We start from the raw sequence: 12,751 nt of genomic DNA on the forward strand, positions 1-12,751 counted from the left end.
TGTTTAATTTCTCAGTTCCTTTTCCTTAATTACAAACTTTCCCCTCATCTCCAATAATAGATCTTGGAATGCAGGGTTCAAAGCAAGGTTATTCTTTTCTAAAGGATCTGATTTCAAATCATATAATTCCTCATGTTGAGGATCATTGACGTAACGGAAATATTTCCAGTATTCTGTTCTAATGCCTTCGCTAGGTGCTATGATATCCACTTGCCAAAGATGTTCGCAAATGAAATCTTTCCGATCCAAATCGGGACTGTTTTCTTCTAAAAACCTAGCCAGACTTAGGCCTTGCCATGATTTTGGTATATCCAGACCCGCAAGATCAAAAATGGTCGGAGCAATGTCTATATTTAAAACCATGTCTTTTACTTTTCGGCCATGGCGAGATCTTGGATCATAAATGATCATGGGAACCCTTAGGGAATTATCATACATCAACCACTTTCCTGCCAATTGACGCTCTCCCAAAAAATAGCCGTTATCGCTCATAAAAATAATAACTGTATTTTTATCTTTTCCCTGCTTTGATAATTCCTTTCTTATCAATCCTATTTCATGGTCAATTTCTGAAATCATCCTAAAATATCCCTTCATACTCTTTTGGTATTTTTCCTTTGTGTCAAATCTCCAATACCAGCGTTTACGGTTTTCCCCTTCCCGAACATAGGGGGGTTGCGCTTCAAAAAATTCTAAGTCATTTAAAGGAGGTTCAGGGAAATGTTGTGATGCATACAATGAATCAAATTCCTTTTCCCAAAAATATTGCTCCTCTGCAGGATCATGGGCATGGGGGGCGCTGAAACTTAAAGAAAGGATAAAAGGTTTTCCCAATGGGGCTTGGCGGATAAATTCAATGGCTTTTTGGCCTGTATACCGTGTCAAATGAACTGTATCCATACCGAGTATTTTATTAAAATAGCCCCTTCTATCTTTGTATCGATCCAACCTGTCGTAATTCTCCCCAATATCAAAAAGTTCCTCAAAATTGGAATAATTTACACCGAATTTCCCGAAAAAACCGGTGTGGTAACCGCTATTTTTCATCAATGCAGGATAGGATTGAGTTATAAATTGCTGTTTGATTTCCCCTTGTCCAAAAGTATAGCCATGTGTCCGCTCATAAGTTCCTGTTAAAATACTGGCCCTACTTGCTGCACATATTGGGGTTGTTACAAAGGCATTTTCAAAAAATATCCCTTCTGAGGCTAGCCGGTCCATTTCAGGAGTATAGATCAATTGGTTACCTGCAAACCCCAAAGCATCCCATCTTTGATCATCAGTCAGGATGAAAATGATATTGGGCTGATTTTCCTGGGAAAAACCGGGGAAATCAATGATTAATAAGAAGCCAACGCAAAAAACAAGGATTCTCAGCATTTTTATAATTGAAACTATAGGCTATTCTTGCAAGGTGAAATTTTACTATTTATAAACCATGTTTTTGACCCATTTCCCGAATAAGTTTAAACCCGTTTTCTGCCATTTCCCAAGGTTCTGAAAATTGTCTCCAAACACCAATGGAATTGGCGAAATCCGGGTCATTTCGGGTAAATCCCTCTATGGTCAGCCAGCCCTTATAATTGATTTCTGCCAAAGCAGCAAAGGTTTCATCCCAAGGCACATGCCCTGAACCTGGGGTTCCCCGGTCATTTTCACTGATATGGAAATGTCCTAAGCGGGAACCGATATAACGGATAGCATCACCCAGTTTTTTCTCTTCCATATTCGCATGATGGGTATCAAACATCGCCTTGACATTGGGATGATTGACTTTACCCAACAAATGCCCCAATTGCTCCATGGTATTACAGAGGTAGCATTCAAATCTGTTCAATGCCTCGGGAGTGAGTAGAATTCCAGCCTTAGTGGCATAATCCCCTACCTGATGGAGGATTTCAGCACTCCTTTCATATTCAATTTCCTGGGGAGCAGCTTTGGAAAAAGTAGCAAAGGCGGAGTGATAGGGGCCACATAAGACCTGTGAACCCAGGTCATGGGACCGGTCGATGATCCATTTGATCTTTTCCAAACCTTTTTGTCGGACAGATGGATCAGGGCTGATCAGGTTTTCTTCCGGGCTTAATACAGAGACGGTGGTCACCTCCAATCCGATCTCCCGGCAGTAATTCCCAATACTTTTATAGGCAGCTTCATCAGGGGAACCTACAAAAAATTCGGCTCCATCATAGCCAATTTTCTTCAATCTGTCCAAAATAGGTTTGAGGTCATCTGACATATTTGCCGACCATGCCAATACATTAAATCCGATTTTATTCATGGGTATTTTTAATTGGTTTATTGTTACAATTTCATTATCGTGCTATAATTCCCGTCATCCTGAGGCACGAAGGATCTCATGAAGTTCGAATAGGCATTTGAAATTCTACCATTTTTCTTATCTAAATTTTCTTTTTGTTTTACCCCTAGAGACCCTTCCTTCGTCAGGTTGACGTACGTTTTCTTCCGTCATCCTGAGGCACGAAGGATCTCATGGAGTTCGATTAGCCGTTTGGATTGCTTCCATTTACTTCTCCAATGTATCCTTTGACTGCACCCCTAGAGACCCTTCCTTCGTCAGGGTGACGTACGTTTTCTTCCGTCATCCTGAGGCACGAAGGATCTCATGAAGTTCGAATAGGCCCCAAATGGGTAATAATTAAAGGCTCACCAACTCATAATTTCATTTGTCAGATCAATCCAATTTGGATTCATTGTTGCAATCAATTCATTTTTCTTTTTTCTGGTCCAGCCTTTAAGTTGTTTTTCCCTCCCAATCGCTTCTTCAATTGAATGAAAACTTTCATAATAAATAATTTTTTTCAGATTGTATTTTGAAACAAAGGAATTTGGGAATATTCCATTCTGATGCTCAAAAAGGCGTTTTGGTAAATTACTTGTTACTCCAATATAAAGGGTTGTGTTTAGTTTGTTTGTTAGAATATAAATAGCTCCTCCTCTTTCCATTTAAAATTTATTTTAAGCATAAATATTTTCTGAACCCCTAGAGACCCTTCCTTCGTCAGGGTGACGTACGTTTTCTTCCGTCATCCTGAGGCACGAAGGATCTCATGCGGTCCGAATAGTGGTTTGAAATTCTACCATTTTTCTTGTCTAAATTTTCTTTTTGTTTTACCCCTAGAGACCCTTCCTTCGTCAGGGTGACGTATGTTTTCTTCCGTCATCCTGAGGCACGAAGGATCTCATGGAGTTCGATTAGCCGTTTGGATTGCTTCCATTTACTTCTCCAATGTATCCTTTTACTGCACCCCTGGAGACCCTTCCTTCGTCAGGTTGACGAAATATATTCCTCACTTAAAATCCTCCACCCTCATCCCTTTCCTAAATGTGCCAAAACCAAACATTGAGGGTTCATACTTTCCTACTATGGATATATCCATATCTGCTGTGATTTTGTCAGGCATATCCAATCCCCAAAAAACAGCATTGACAATTAATCTTCTCAGATCAGCACTTACCAAATCAACGGATGCGCCCATGGTGGTAGTGAAGACTTTTCCTTTTTTACCGCCTTCCACCTGATAATCCTTTGTCCAGGCCATAGGCATAACAGATTTTTCCCAATTTACAGGAGACTCTGGTGTCATTCCTGAAGTGGGCACACCATAAATCAATACTTCTGCTTCTTTAGGGAGGTTTTTAACCGTGTAGACGTCAGAGGCTGCCCAAATATCTCTTACACCTCTTAAAATCGGATGATCCTTTTGTTGGGCCAATCCATCAATCAAAGCCCTTGCTCCTTCTGTTCCATGGTCACCATGATGAGCAACCCAGGTTTCTCCGAGTATTTGTTGGCCAAATCCGCCTTCCCAGCCTTTTTCCGCATTTCTCCAGTGGTATTTCGCATAGGGACTGTTTTTGTTTTTTTCATAATGGAAAGCATGGGTAGCTGTTCTCATCCCAATTATGGGTTTCCCTGCCATGATATAATTATGGAAATACTTGGTCTGCTCGTCCGGCAATTCCCTGAACCTTGTGAGCAATATCATCAGATCAGCTTTTTCCAGATGTTCTAAACCTGGGATATTGTTTTGGTAAGAAGGGACTATATTTCCGGTTTCAGGTTCGATTGGAAAAAGAACCGTGCAGGTAAACCCATAGTGCTGGGCAAGTAATTTTCCTAACATGGGCATAGCTTCCTCAGACCGGTATTCATCATCTCCGCTGACAAGAACAATGTGCTTGCCTTTTCCAGGTCCTGAAGTTCCTTCAAAACGCAGCCAGGTTTTGCCTTCCTGCGCCTGACAAGCTATTGAGATAAAGAATTGGATGATGATTAAAAAGAGCAGATTTTGCCTTATTGAGATATTTTTGTTTCTAGAGGAAAAAGGTGTATTGGGCATTGGTTTAAGGTTTAGTGGAGAAATCAGATTAATACTTCTCCAAAATATACCTTGAAAACCTATTTGAAAAAAGTGATTTCTGATAAGTTTTAGACCATTATTCAAAAAAAGCAAACAAATTACATAGAATTGAAAAAATAGCATTTATTTACTCAGGAATATTTCCATTCTTTAAAAATAGCTAGGCCAGACATTAATTGACTAGTAAATTTCTATTCCGGATTCGATTTTCTGCTGATCAATTTCGGTGCAGGAGGAAGTCCGGTTACTTTGAGGATTTCATCTTCATTTAAGTTTTCTTTTTCCAATAAAGCCTTTGCTAGAGAGTCCAGCTCTTTTCTATGTTCTTTAAGCAGTTTTTTGGCTTCCTCATGACATTCCTGAATAATCCTTACTACTTCTGCATCTATCCTTTTGGCGGTATCTTCGCTGTAAGGTTTTTGTCCGGAACTTACTCCAAGGTATTCATTCCTGGGGCCAGATAATTGGATCAAGCCTAAATCTTTGCTCATTCCCCAGCGTGTGACCATAGACCTGGCAATCTCTGTGGCCAATTGTATATCATTTTCTGCCCCGGTGGTTTTGGTACCAAATACTACCTCTTCAGCAGAGCGTCCCCCAAGAATACCGATAATCCTTGCCCTGAGGTATTCTTCCTCATAATTGTATTTATCCTTGTCGGGTCGCTGGTAGGTTACCCCTAATGCCTGTCCCCGTGGAACAATCGACACCCTGTTTACCGGATCTGCTCCCGCGACTAAAAGACCAAGTATGGCATGGCCGCTTTCATGATAGGCGATCCTTTCTTTGTCTTCTTGTGTAAGTAAAATAGGTCTTTCAGGCCCGAGTACTATTTTTTCCAAAGCGGCCATAAAATGCTTTGAGGTGACATTAGAAGCATTTTCTTTGGCTGCCTGTAGCGCGGCTTCATTGACCAGGTTTTTGAGGTCTGCACCGGTAAAGCCCGGGGTAGCAGCAGCAATTTCCTCATAGCTGAAATCCTCTGACAGCGGTACCTTTCTGGTATGCACTTGAAGAATAGCAATTCTTCCAGTTTTGTCAGGTGGATTCACTACTACCCTGCGGTCAAATCTTCCCGCCCGCAAAAGGGCTTTATCCAGTACATCAGGTTGGTTAGTTGCTGCCAGCACAATAATCCCTTCCTTACTGGAGAAGCCATCCATTTCGGTCAGGATTTGGTTGAGGGTTTGTTCCTGTTCACTGGCACCCCCCAAAACATATTGCCCCCTTGACCTTCCGATGGAATCCAATTCATCTATGAAAATGATGGCAGGGGCATTTTCCCTTGCTACTCTGAACAGGTCTCTGACCCGCGCAGCTCCAACGCCCACGATCATTTCCACAAATTCAGATCCACTCATGGAAAAGAAGGGTACGCCCGATTCTCCTGCCACTGCCCTGGCCAATAAGGTTTTTCCGGTACCTGGGGGGCCGACCAAAAGAACACCTTTAGGGGCAGCTCCTCCCAGTTTGGTGTATTTTTCAGGATTTTTTAAAAAATCCACGATTTCTACCAGTTCGTTTTCTGCTTCATCTATTCCCGCCACATCATCGAAATTAACCTTTTGATCAGTATCCTGATCGAAACGCTTGGCTTTGCTCTGTCCCATGCCCATCATGCCACCTATGCCTCCTTGGCCCTGAGCTTTTCTGAATAGCCAGACATAGAATAAAATGATCAAAAGAGCCGGACCAAAGTAGGACAAAATTGTCAAGATGGAAAAACCGTCATCCACCAGAGGATCTGCGACAATTTCAACCCCATTTTCCTCTAAAAGCGTCTCTAAACCCTGATCTGCAAAAGAAGGAATGGTTGTAGAAAAAAGGCTTACTTCTTCGCTTTTTGTCTGGTTGTCCTTTTTATTTGGATCTTGGTGGGTATAGGTAATGGTATTTTCGAACTTCCCTGAAATCAGTTCTCCTTTGGTATAAATGGCTTTGACATTTCCAGAGGATACCTGCTCTTTGAAGAGGCTGTAGGGGATTTTTACATCGGTTTCTTTGTTAGGAAAAAAATAGTTGACTAGGAGATAATTACCAATCAAAATTACCAGAAAGATCAGCAAGATTCGGGATGAAGGAAATTTGGGTTTATTATTTTTGTATATGTTTTTTTCATTTGACCCCTCGATAGGCGAAGTTGGATCTTTTAGGTTTCTTTTCATAAAAGGAGCATTTGTATAATAAACTACATTAGATCCCTTTTAATTTTAATTGGTTCAAGGGTTTGTTTATCCAAGGGTAATCTTGCGTTTGTTTCCTTTAACCAATCCAAAAGAAGGGAAAATAACCTTTGCTTAATCTCAATCTCTTTGGAAGAAAGGTCATTATTTTCACCGATATCTTCTTGGAGATTATATAGTTCTACCCCTTGATCTTCATATCGAAGAATAAGCTTCCAATTCCCAAGCCTGACTGCGGCTGATGGTCTTCCCAGTTGGTTGCTAAAATGGGGATAATGCCAAAACAATGGACGTTCTCTTTCTTCCTCAGCTCCATCCAATATATGATTAAGGATATTTTTCCCATCAAGTTGGTGTTGAACTGGTACACCTACAAGAGCTGCGATTGAAGGAAAAAAATCAATATTGGAAGTGGGTAAATCAGAAACTCTTTCCTCACTTATTCGGCCTTTCCAAAATGCTATTAGTGGAACTCTAATGCCTCCTTCATAATTATGTCCTTTCCATTTTTTAAGAGGTTGTAAGTCAGTAGGAATTGGACCTTGTTCAGCAAGTCCAACTCCACCATTGTCAGAAGTAAAGATGATCAATGTGTTTTCTAAAATTCCCATTTCTTGCAGCTTCTTGATGATATTGCCTACTCCATCATCTACACTTTCTATCATTGCTGCATAATAAGGGTTATATTTGTCATTAAACCTGTTGTATTTTTTTAAATATTTAGAGAGTTTATCCCCTCTAGGTACAAGCCAAACATGGGGTGCTGAATAACTCAAAAAAAGGAAGAATGGCTGCTCTTCTTCTTTTTTGTTTTCTAAAAATTCTATAGCATAGTCTGTTAATCTGTCTGTGAGATAATATGTTCCATTATCCTCAAATTCTTTTTCATAACTATCCTCGAAAATAGAATAATTATAATAATCCAAACCATTTTTTCCTATTGATCTACTGAAATCAAACCCTTGATCCCAAGGGGACTGTCCTTCTCCGTTACCTAAATGCCATTTACCTATCATCCCAGTATAGTAATTCCTTGATTTCAGTATTTCAGGAAGGGTAAGCTCATTTGCCGGTAAAAATTTTTGCCAATCAGGAGGAAGTATTGGAGATTCCTCGTCTGTCCTATTTCCTATTAGGAAATTTGTCAATCCAATTCTTGCAGGGTGTTTACCAGTCATCAATCCTGCTCTTGAGGGAGAGCACACAGGGCTTGATGAATAAGCATCTGTAAACAATAAGCCACCTTTAGCCAAGGAATCCAGGTTTGGGGTTTCATTATAAGGATTGCCATAACAGCCCAAATCTGTATACCCTAAGTCATCTGTTAAAATAAAGATGATATTTGGATTTTGGGCGTAGCCTTTATTCATAAAAACTAAGGCCAAAAAAACGAAAACTAATTCTCTCATACCTATCTCAACTTGATGGATTTATTAATTTAGAGCTTTTAACCAATCAATTTTATTTATTGAAGGTTTTAAAATAATGTGCCGGAGAAAGCAACAAACACTTAAAACTAATCGGGACAAAAGAAAAACTGTCCTTTAGTATCCTGTATAAGGACTAAAGGACAGTTTGATTTAAGTTTGATTTTTTAAAATTTCCCCTGATCCACGTCTTTCACAAACCTGATCAGGCCCTCAAAGAAAACCTTTTGGTCATCGTATTGGGAAATGTGACTGCCATCAGGACAGAAAAGATAGCGCCCGTTTTGAACTTCCTTGGACATCCATTCCATATGTTTGGGGTCCATAGTATCATGCCCTGCCCCAATCACCAAGGTAGGCACTTGGATGTTTTTCAGGTCAGCTCTTCGATCCCATCCCTTTAAAGTTGCATTTGCTGTTATCCCGAACTCTGAATGCCCCTGCATATAGACATAGACATTTGGGTTGACATGCTTTAAAGTGCGTAGAACCGCCTCAGGCCAATCTTCCAATGGCATTCTCAGCACATGGTGCTGATAATGGTGTTCCATAAGGAGTTCCTCATACCTGGGATTATCGAAATCCTCTGTTTCTTCAATTTTCAGGATTTCCTGAAAAACTTCCTCAGGCATTTGTGGCCCCAATACTTCTTTGGCATATTTTTCATATTCATCCAGGCTTGACATCATATTGGATATCACCAATCCTTTGAGGTTATCCTGATGTTTAAAAGCATATTCCATGGCCAGCATTCCTCCCCAGGATTGTCCATAAAGGAAAAAATTATCCTTGTTCAGCCCCAAGGCTTTTCTTACCTGTTCGACCTCATCTACAAACCGATCTATGGTCCAAAGGGATTGATCTTCCGGCTGATCCGAGTAATAAGACCCTAACTGATCGTAGTAAATGTACTCAATACCCTCGGAAGGGAAATAACCGTCAAAACAGGAATACACTTCATGGGTCATTCCGGGTCCCCCGTGAAGCAATAAAACCTTCATTGTTGGATTGTTTCCTACTCTTTTGGTCCAAACTCTGAATTCTCCTTTCGGGGTTTGTATAGGGATCATTCGGATTCCTCCTTCAAACTGATCATCCCGATTGGAAAAATCCAGGTAGGAATCAGTCACATGATCATGCTCATCATGTCTGTGGCCCTCATGGGAACAGGATTGAGCAAAGAGAGAAAGGCAAGTAAATAGAAGGATGATTTTTTTCATAAATATAGAGGTTGGGTTATGATGGCAAAAGCACATGAAAATAATTAAAGGATTGCTTCTTTACAAATCCCTTTTTGGATACAAACAGGCATGTATTCAAAAGATTTCATAATGAATGGAATAAAAAACCCGGGATCTTACCAGTTAGCTATGGCTTCCCGGATTGATTTTTCAAGATCAGTCCGGGATTCATGCTCATTGTTGTTGAGCATGATAAAGGTGAAATCCTTATCAATATACCGTACAATGAGGTTGCTGTATCCTGGATTACTTCCGGTATGGGAGACAACTTTTCCCATTTTGGGATCTTCGCTGAGATCCCAACCGAAACCATAATTGCTCAAGCTGCCATCATTTAATACAAAAGAGGAATAGGCAAGATCAAGCATATCAGTACTGACAAGACCTGTTGTGTATAATGCCCGGTCCCATTTCATCAAATCTGCAGCTGTACTGCTGACCCTTCCCGGACCTTTTCTATTTCCCAGCCAGACAGTGTAATCTGAGGAATGAAACTTATTGGCATTCACAAATTGGCCTGATTCATCCATTTGGTGGCCAGCCGCAAAATTTGGAATCTTTGCTTTCTCATCCAATGTCCTGATATCCGTATCACTCATTCCCAAGGGTTTGAAAATCCATTCCCTTGAAAGTTCTACAAAATCCCTTCCTGTAACTTTTTCTACAATGCTTGCCAACAACACATATCCTGTGTTACTGTATTCATATTTTTCACCGGGTTGAAATTCCATGGGAGGGTTGTACCTTCTGAGGTATTCAAGGATATCGGGATTTCCGGCTATTTTGCTCTTGTCCCAATGCTTATCCATGACAGCCTGGTAATCCGGAAGACCACTGGTGTGCGTCAAAAGATTTTTAACCGAGATTCCGGTGTATGGAATATCCAGATAGGTTTCGGCAAGGTCATCAACCCCCAAAAGTCCTTTTTCTATACACATCATGACCAACATAGCAGTGAACTGTTTTGAAATGGAAGCCATTTCAAAAACATCACTGGTTTGAAGGGGTATTTGGTTTTCAAATGATCGGAAACCCACGGCTTTGGTAAAAATGGGTTTCCCTTGATGGGCTACCCAAACTACGCCTGAAAATCCTGATGCCTCTGCTTTGTTCATAGCCTCCTCCATTTTTGATTTTTGCGCATAGACAAGTTGGCCAAAACCCCACAATAGCATCACTAAGGTAAAAGGCATTATTTTCTTTTTTATAAGGATTTTCATTATTCTGATTTTTTGGTTTTTAATTTATAATTTATCTTCCTTATATTTAAGAAAACCACCACTTTATATTTGAAAAATGAGGCAATACCTACTTTTTATACTGCTTATTTTTTGTGCTTCGCTTGGTGTTTATGCCCAAGGTCTTGATGCCCATGTAATCCATATCAAAGAAATCCCTGAATTAGGTGTTTTGCTGGACAAAGGCTGGAAGTTCAAGGCGGGTGATGACCCAGCTTGGGCTATGCCCGATTTTCAGGACGAGTCCTGGGAGTCGCTCAATCCAACGCCTGATGTCCGGGATGTCAAACCGCTATGGGATGCGGGTAGGGGATGGTTACGCATCAAGCTCAAATTGGACAGCGCATTGGCCCTTCAGTCTATCGTCATGCAGGTACAGCAGTCTACCGCCACGGAATTCTACCTGGACGGGCAACTTATACATAGAGCTGGGCACATTGGAGAAAATCCAAGTGACGTGAAGGCAAGGCGAATATTCCCTCATCAACTATTGAACTTGCCATTGAAGCCTGGGCAAGTTCATACACTCGCGGTGAGGATTGCGGCACAAAAGCGCATGCTATATGCGACTTGGACAAGTTGGTTCACCACGGCTCTTACGGTTCGGGTTTTTGATGCCTATCAGGGGTCACTGTATGTTAAAAGCAATGATAACTCCAAGTCGGAGATGTTTAGGAATGGTATATATTTTATACTATTCTTATTACACTTAGCGCTGTTTTTGAGCAATAGGACAAAAAAATCAAACCTGTATTTTTCGGCTTTAATGTTTCTGTTTTTCCTTAACGGAATACTAAATTTAACATGGTCAGATTCTGTCCAGCTGCAGTTTTTGTTGTTTTACCCAACTATTGCTTCCATTTTTTTTGGTTATGTTTTCTATTTTCTCGCAATTCAAAAAATTTTGGAAATTAAAAACAACAAGAGAGTATTCATTTTCTTTTTTATAACTGGATTGATAATTATAAGCAGCCAATATTTTTATCACTATGGTTACCTTTTGATTATTTTACCTTACCTGCTTTTGAATTTTGAGTTTTTAAGAATTTGCGCAATTGCTTTAAAAAAACGGAAAAGAGGGGCGGCACTGATTTTTGGAGCCGCTATCGTTGGATTGTTATTTTTTATCTTGTTCATTTTGGCAGTGGCGAGAGTGATTCCTCCAGGCGATTACTTTAGATGGGGCCATATTTACTATTTCTTTGCATTAGTTTATTTACCGATTACTATTTCTATCTATCTCGCGATGGAGTTTGGTTTTCTAGGTAAAGCATTATCCAAAAAACTGAGGGAAGTAAAATTCTTGTCCGAAAAGAACCAAAAACAGGCGGAAGAAAAAAGGAAATTGCTCGAGTCCCAAAATGAAACCTTGGAGCAGAAGGTTGTAGAGAGAACTGCAGCCCTGAATAAATCCCTCGAAGATCTCAAATCTACTCAAGCCCAACTGATCCAATCCGAAAAGATGGCTTCACTAGGCGAACTAACAGCAGGCATTGCTCATGAGATACAGAATCCGCTGAATTTTGTGAATAACTTCTCTGAGGTGAGTGTGGAGCTTGTTGATGAGATTCGGGATTCAAGACTCAAGACACAAGATACAAGACCCAAGACTGAGGCAGATGAGATGGAGGATGAGATATTGGAGGATATTAAACAGAATTTGGAAAAGATCCAGCATCATGGGAAGCGTGCGGATGCGATAGTAAAGGGGATGTTGGCCCATAGCCGAAAAAGCACTGGAGAAAAGGTACCAACGGATATCAATGATTTGGCAGATGAATATGTAAGGTTGGCCTATCATGGAATGCGGGCCAAGGACAAGTCCTTCAATGCAGGCTTCCAGACAGACTTTGATCCCAACTTACCAAAAGTAAATGTAGTCCCTCAGGATATAGGTCGGGTGCTGCTGAATATTATCAACAATGCTTTTCAAGCTTGCTTGCAGAAAGACCTTCCTAGCCCCGATAGCTATCGGGGTGTTAGCGACGACAAAAGAAACCTGGAAGGTCTACACCCCCTTGTCACCGTCTCCACTAAAAATCTCGGCGATAAAGTTGAGATATCCGTCAAAGACAACGGCCCCGGCATCCCCGATTCCATCAAAGATAAAATATTTCAGCCTTTTTTCACCACCAAGCCTACTGGACAAGGCACCGGCTTAGGCTTGAGCCTGAGCTATGATATTGTTAAAGCGCATGGGGGGCAGATAAAAGTGGATAGCCATTTAGGGGAGGGGACAGAATTTATCCTTATTTTACCTATTGGATCCTAAAAATA

The 12,751-nt window shown here is 40.7% G+C and carries 9 protein-coding genes; 1 reads left to right on the forward strand and 8 read right to left on the reverse strand.

Translation table 11 applies throughout. The annotated features are described in order from the left end of the window. Positions 1 to 3 precede the first annotated feature (3 nt). The 8 genes from ACFSKV_RS13845 to ACFSKV_RS13880 form a co-directional block, all read right to left on the reverse strand. The gene (locus ACFSKV_RS13845) at positions 4 to 1,380 is read right to left on the reverse strand and encodes a sulfatase family protein (protein ID WP_380803840.1); all 1,377 of its coding nucleotides are present in this window, start codon (positions 1,378 to 1,380) and stop codon (positions 4 to 6) included. Positions 1,381 to 1,429: 49 nt separating this feature from the next. Beyond that, on the reverse strand, positions 1,430 to 2,281 hold the full coding sequence (locus tag ACFSKV_RS13850; protein ID WP_380803842.1) for a sugar phosphate isomerase/epimerase family protein: 852 nt from the start codon (positions 2,279 to 2,281) through the stop codon (positions 1,430 to 1,432). 386 nt (positions 2,282 to 2,667) lie between these two features. Then, on the reverse strand, positions 2,668 to 2,967 hold the full coding sequence (locus ACFSKV_RS13855; RefSeq protein WP_380803845.1) for a GIY-YIG nuclease family protein: 300 nt from the start codon (positions 2,965 to 2,967) through the stop codon (positions 2,668 to 2,670). A gap of 344 nt (positions 2,968 to 3,311) precedes the next feature. Then, on the reverse strand, positions 3,312 to 4,364 hold the full coding sequence (locus ACFSKV_RS13860) for a ThuA domain-containing protein (RefSeq protein ID WP_380803847.1): 1,053 nt from the start codon (positions 4,362 to 4,364) through the stop codon (positions 3,312 to 3,314). Between the two features lie 212 nt (positions 4,365 to 4,576). Continuing rightward, positions 4,577 to 6,550: an ATP-dependent zinc metalloprotease FtsH gene (ftsH, locus tag ACFSKV_RS13865; RefSeq protein ID WP_380803851.1), complete on the reverse strand. Its 1,974-nt coding sequence runs from the start codon at positions 6,548 to 6,550 to the stop codon at positions 4,577 to 4,579. 23 nt (positions 6,551 to 6,573) lie between these two features. Beyond that, positions 6,574 to 7,977 carry a sulfatase gene (locus tag ACFSKV_RS13870; protein ID WP_380803854.1) on the reverse strand — a complete coding sequence of 468 codons (1,404 nt, stop codon included), beginning with the start codon at positions 7,975 to 7,977 and terminating at the stop codon, positions 6,574 to 6,576. Positions 7,978 to 8,162: 185 nt separating this feature from the next. After that, positions 8,163 to 9,215 carry a proline iminopeptidase-family hydrolase gene (locus tag ACFSKV_RS13875; protein ID WP_380803857.1) on the reverse strand — a complete coding sequence of 351 codons (1,053 nt, stop codon included), beginning with the start codon at positions 9,213 to 9,215 and terminating at the stop codon, positions 8,163 to 8,165. Positions 9,216 to 9,352: 137 nt separating this feature from the next. Beyond that, complete coding sequence (locus tag ACFSKV_RS13880) at positions 9,353 to 10,456, reverse strand: serine hydrolase domain-containing protein (RefSeq protein ID WP_380803860.1); 1,104 nt, start codon at positions 10,454 to 10,456, stop codon at positions 9,353 to 9,355. Positions 10,457 to 10,532: 76 nt separating this feature from the next. Between ACFSKV_RS13880 and ACFSKV_RS13885 the strand changes: the two genes are divergently transcribed. Further along, complete coding sequence (locus ACFSKV_RS13885) at positions 10,533 to 12,746, forward strand: ATP-binding protein (protein WP_380803862.1); 2,214 nt, start codon at positions 10,533 to 10,535, stop codon at positions 12,744 to 12,746. The last annotated feature ends 5 nt before the right edge of the window (positions 12,747 to 12,751 follow it).

Source organism: Shivajiella indica, from assembly GCF_042683085.1.
Classification (GTDB): Bacteria; Bacteroidota; Bacteroidia; order Cytophagales; family Cyclobacteriaceae; genus Shivajiella; species Shivajiella indica.

Excerpts from the sequence above, each read along its gene's own strand:
- ACFSKV_RS13875 (WP_380803857.1), bottom strand. The coding sequence starts at position 9,215 with ATGAAAAAAATCATCCTTCTATTTACTTGCCTTTCTCTCTTTGCTCAA.
- ACFSKV_RS13850 (WP_380803842.1), bottom strand. The coding sequence starts at position 2,281 with ATGAATAAAATCGGATTTAATGTATTGGCATGGTCGGCAAATATGTCA.
- ACFSKV_RS13860 (WP_380803847.1), bottom strand. The coding sequence starts at position 4,364 with ATGCCCAATACACCTTTTTCCTCTAGAAACAAAAATATCTCAATAAGG.
- ACFSKV_RS13885 (WP_380803862.1), top strand. The coding sequence starts at position 10,533 with ATGAGGCAATACCTACTTTTTATACTGCTTATTTTTTGTGCTTCGCTT.
- ACFSKV_RS13855 (WP_380803845.1), bottom strand. The coding sequence starts at position 2,967 with ATGGAAAGAGGAGGAGCTATTTATATTCTAACAAACAAACTAAACACA.
- ACFSKV_RS13845 (WP_380803840.1), bottom strand. The coding sequence starts at position 1,380 with ATGCTGAGAATCCTTGTTTTTTGCGTTGGCTTCTTATTAATCATTGAT.
- ACFSKV_RS13870 (WP_380803854.1), bottom strand. The coding sequence starts at position 7,977 with ATGAGAGAATTAGTTTTCGTTTTTTTGGCCTTAGTTTTTATGAATAAA.
- ACFSKV_RS13880 (WP_380803860.1), bottom strand. The coding sequence starts at position 10,456 with ATGAAAATCCTTATAAAAAAGAAAATAATGCCTTTTACCTTAGTGATG.
- ftsH (WP_380803851.1), bottom strand. The coding sequence starts at position 6,550 with ATGAAAAGAAACCTAAAAGATCCAACTTCGCCTATCGAGGGGTCAAAT.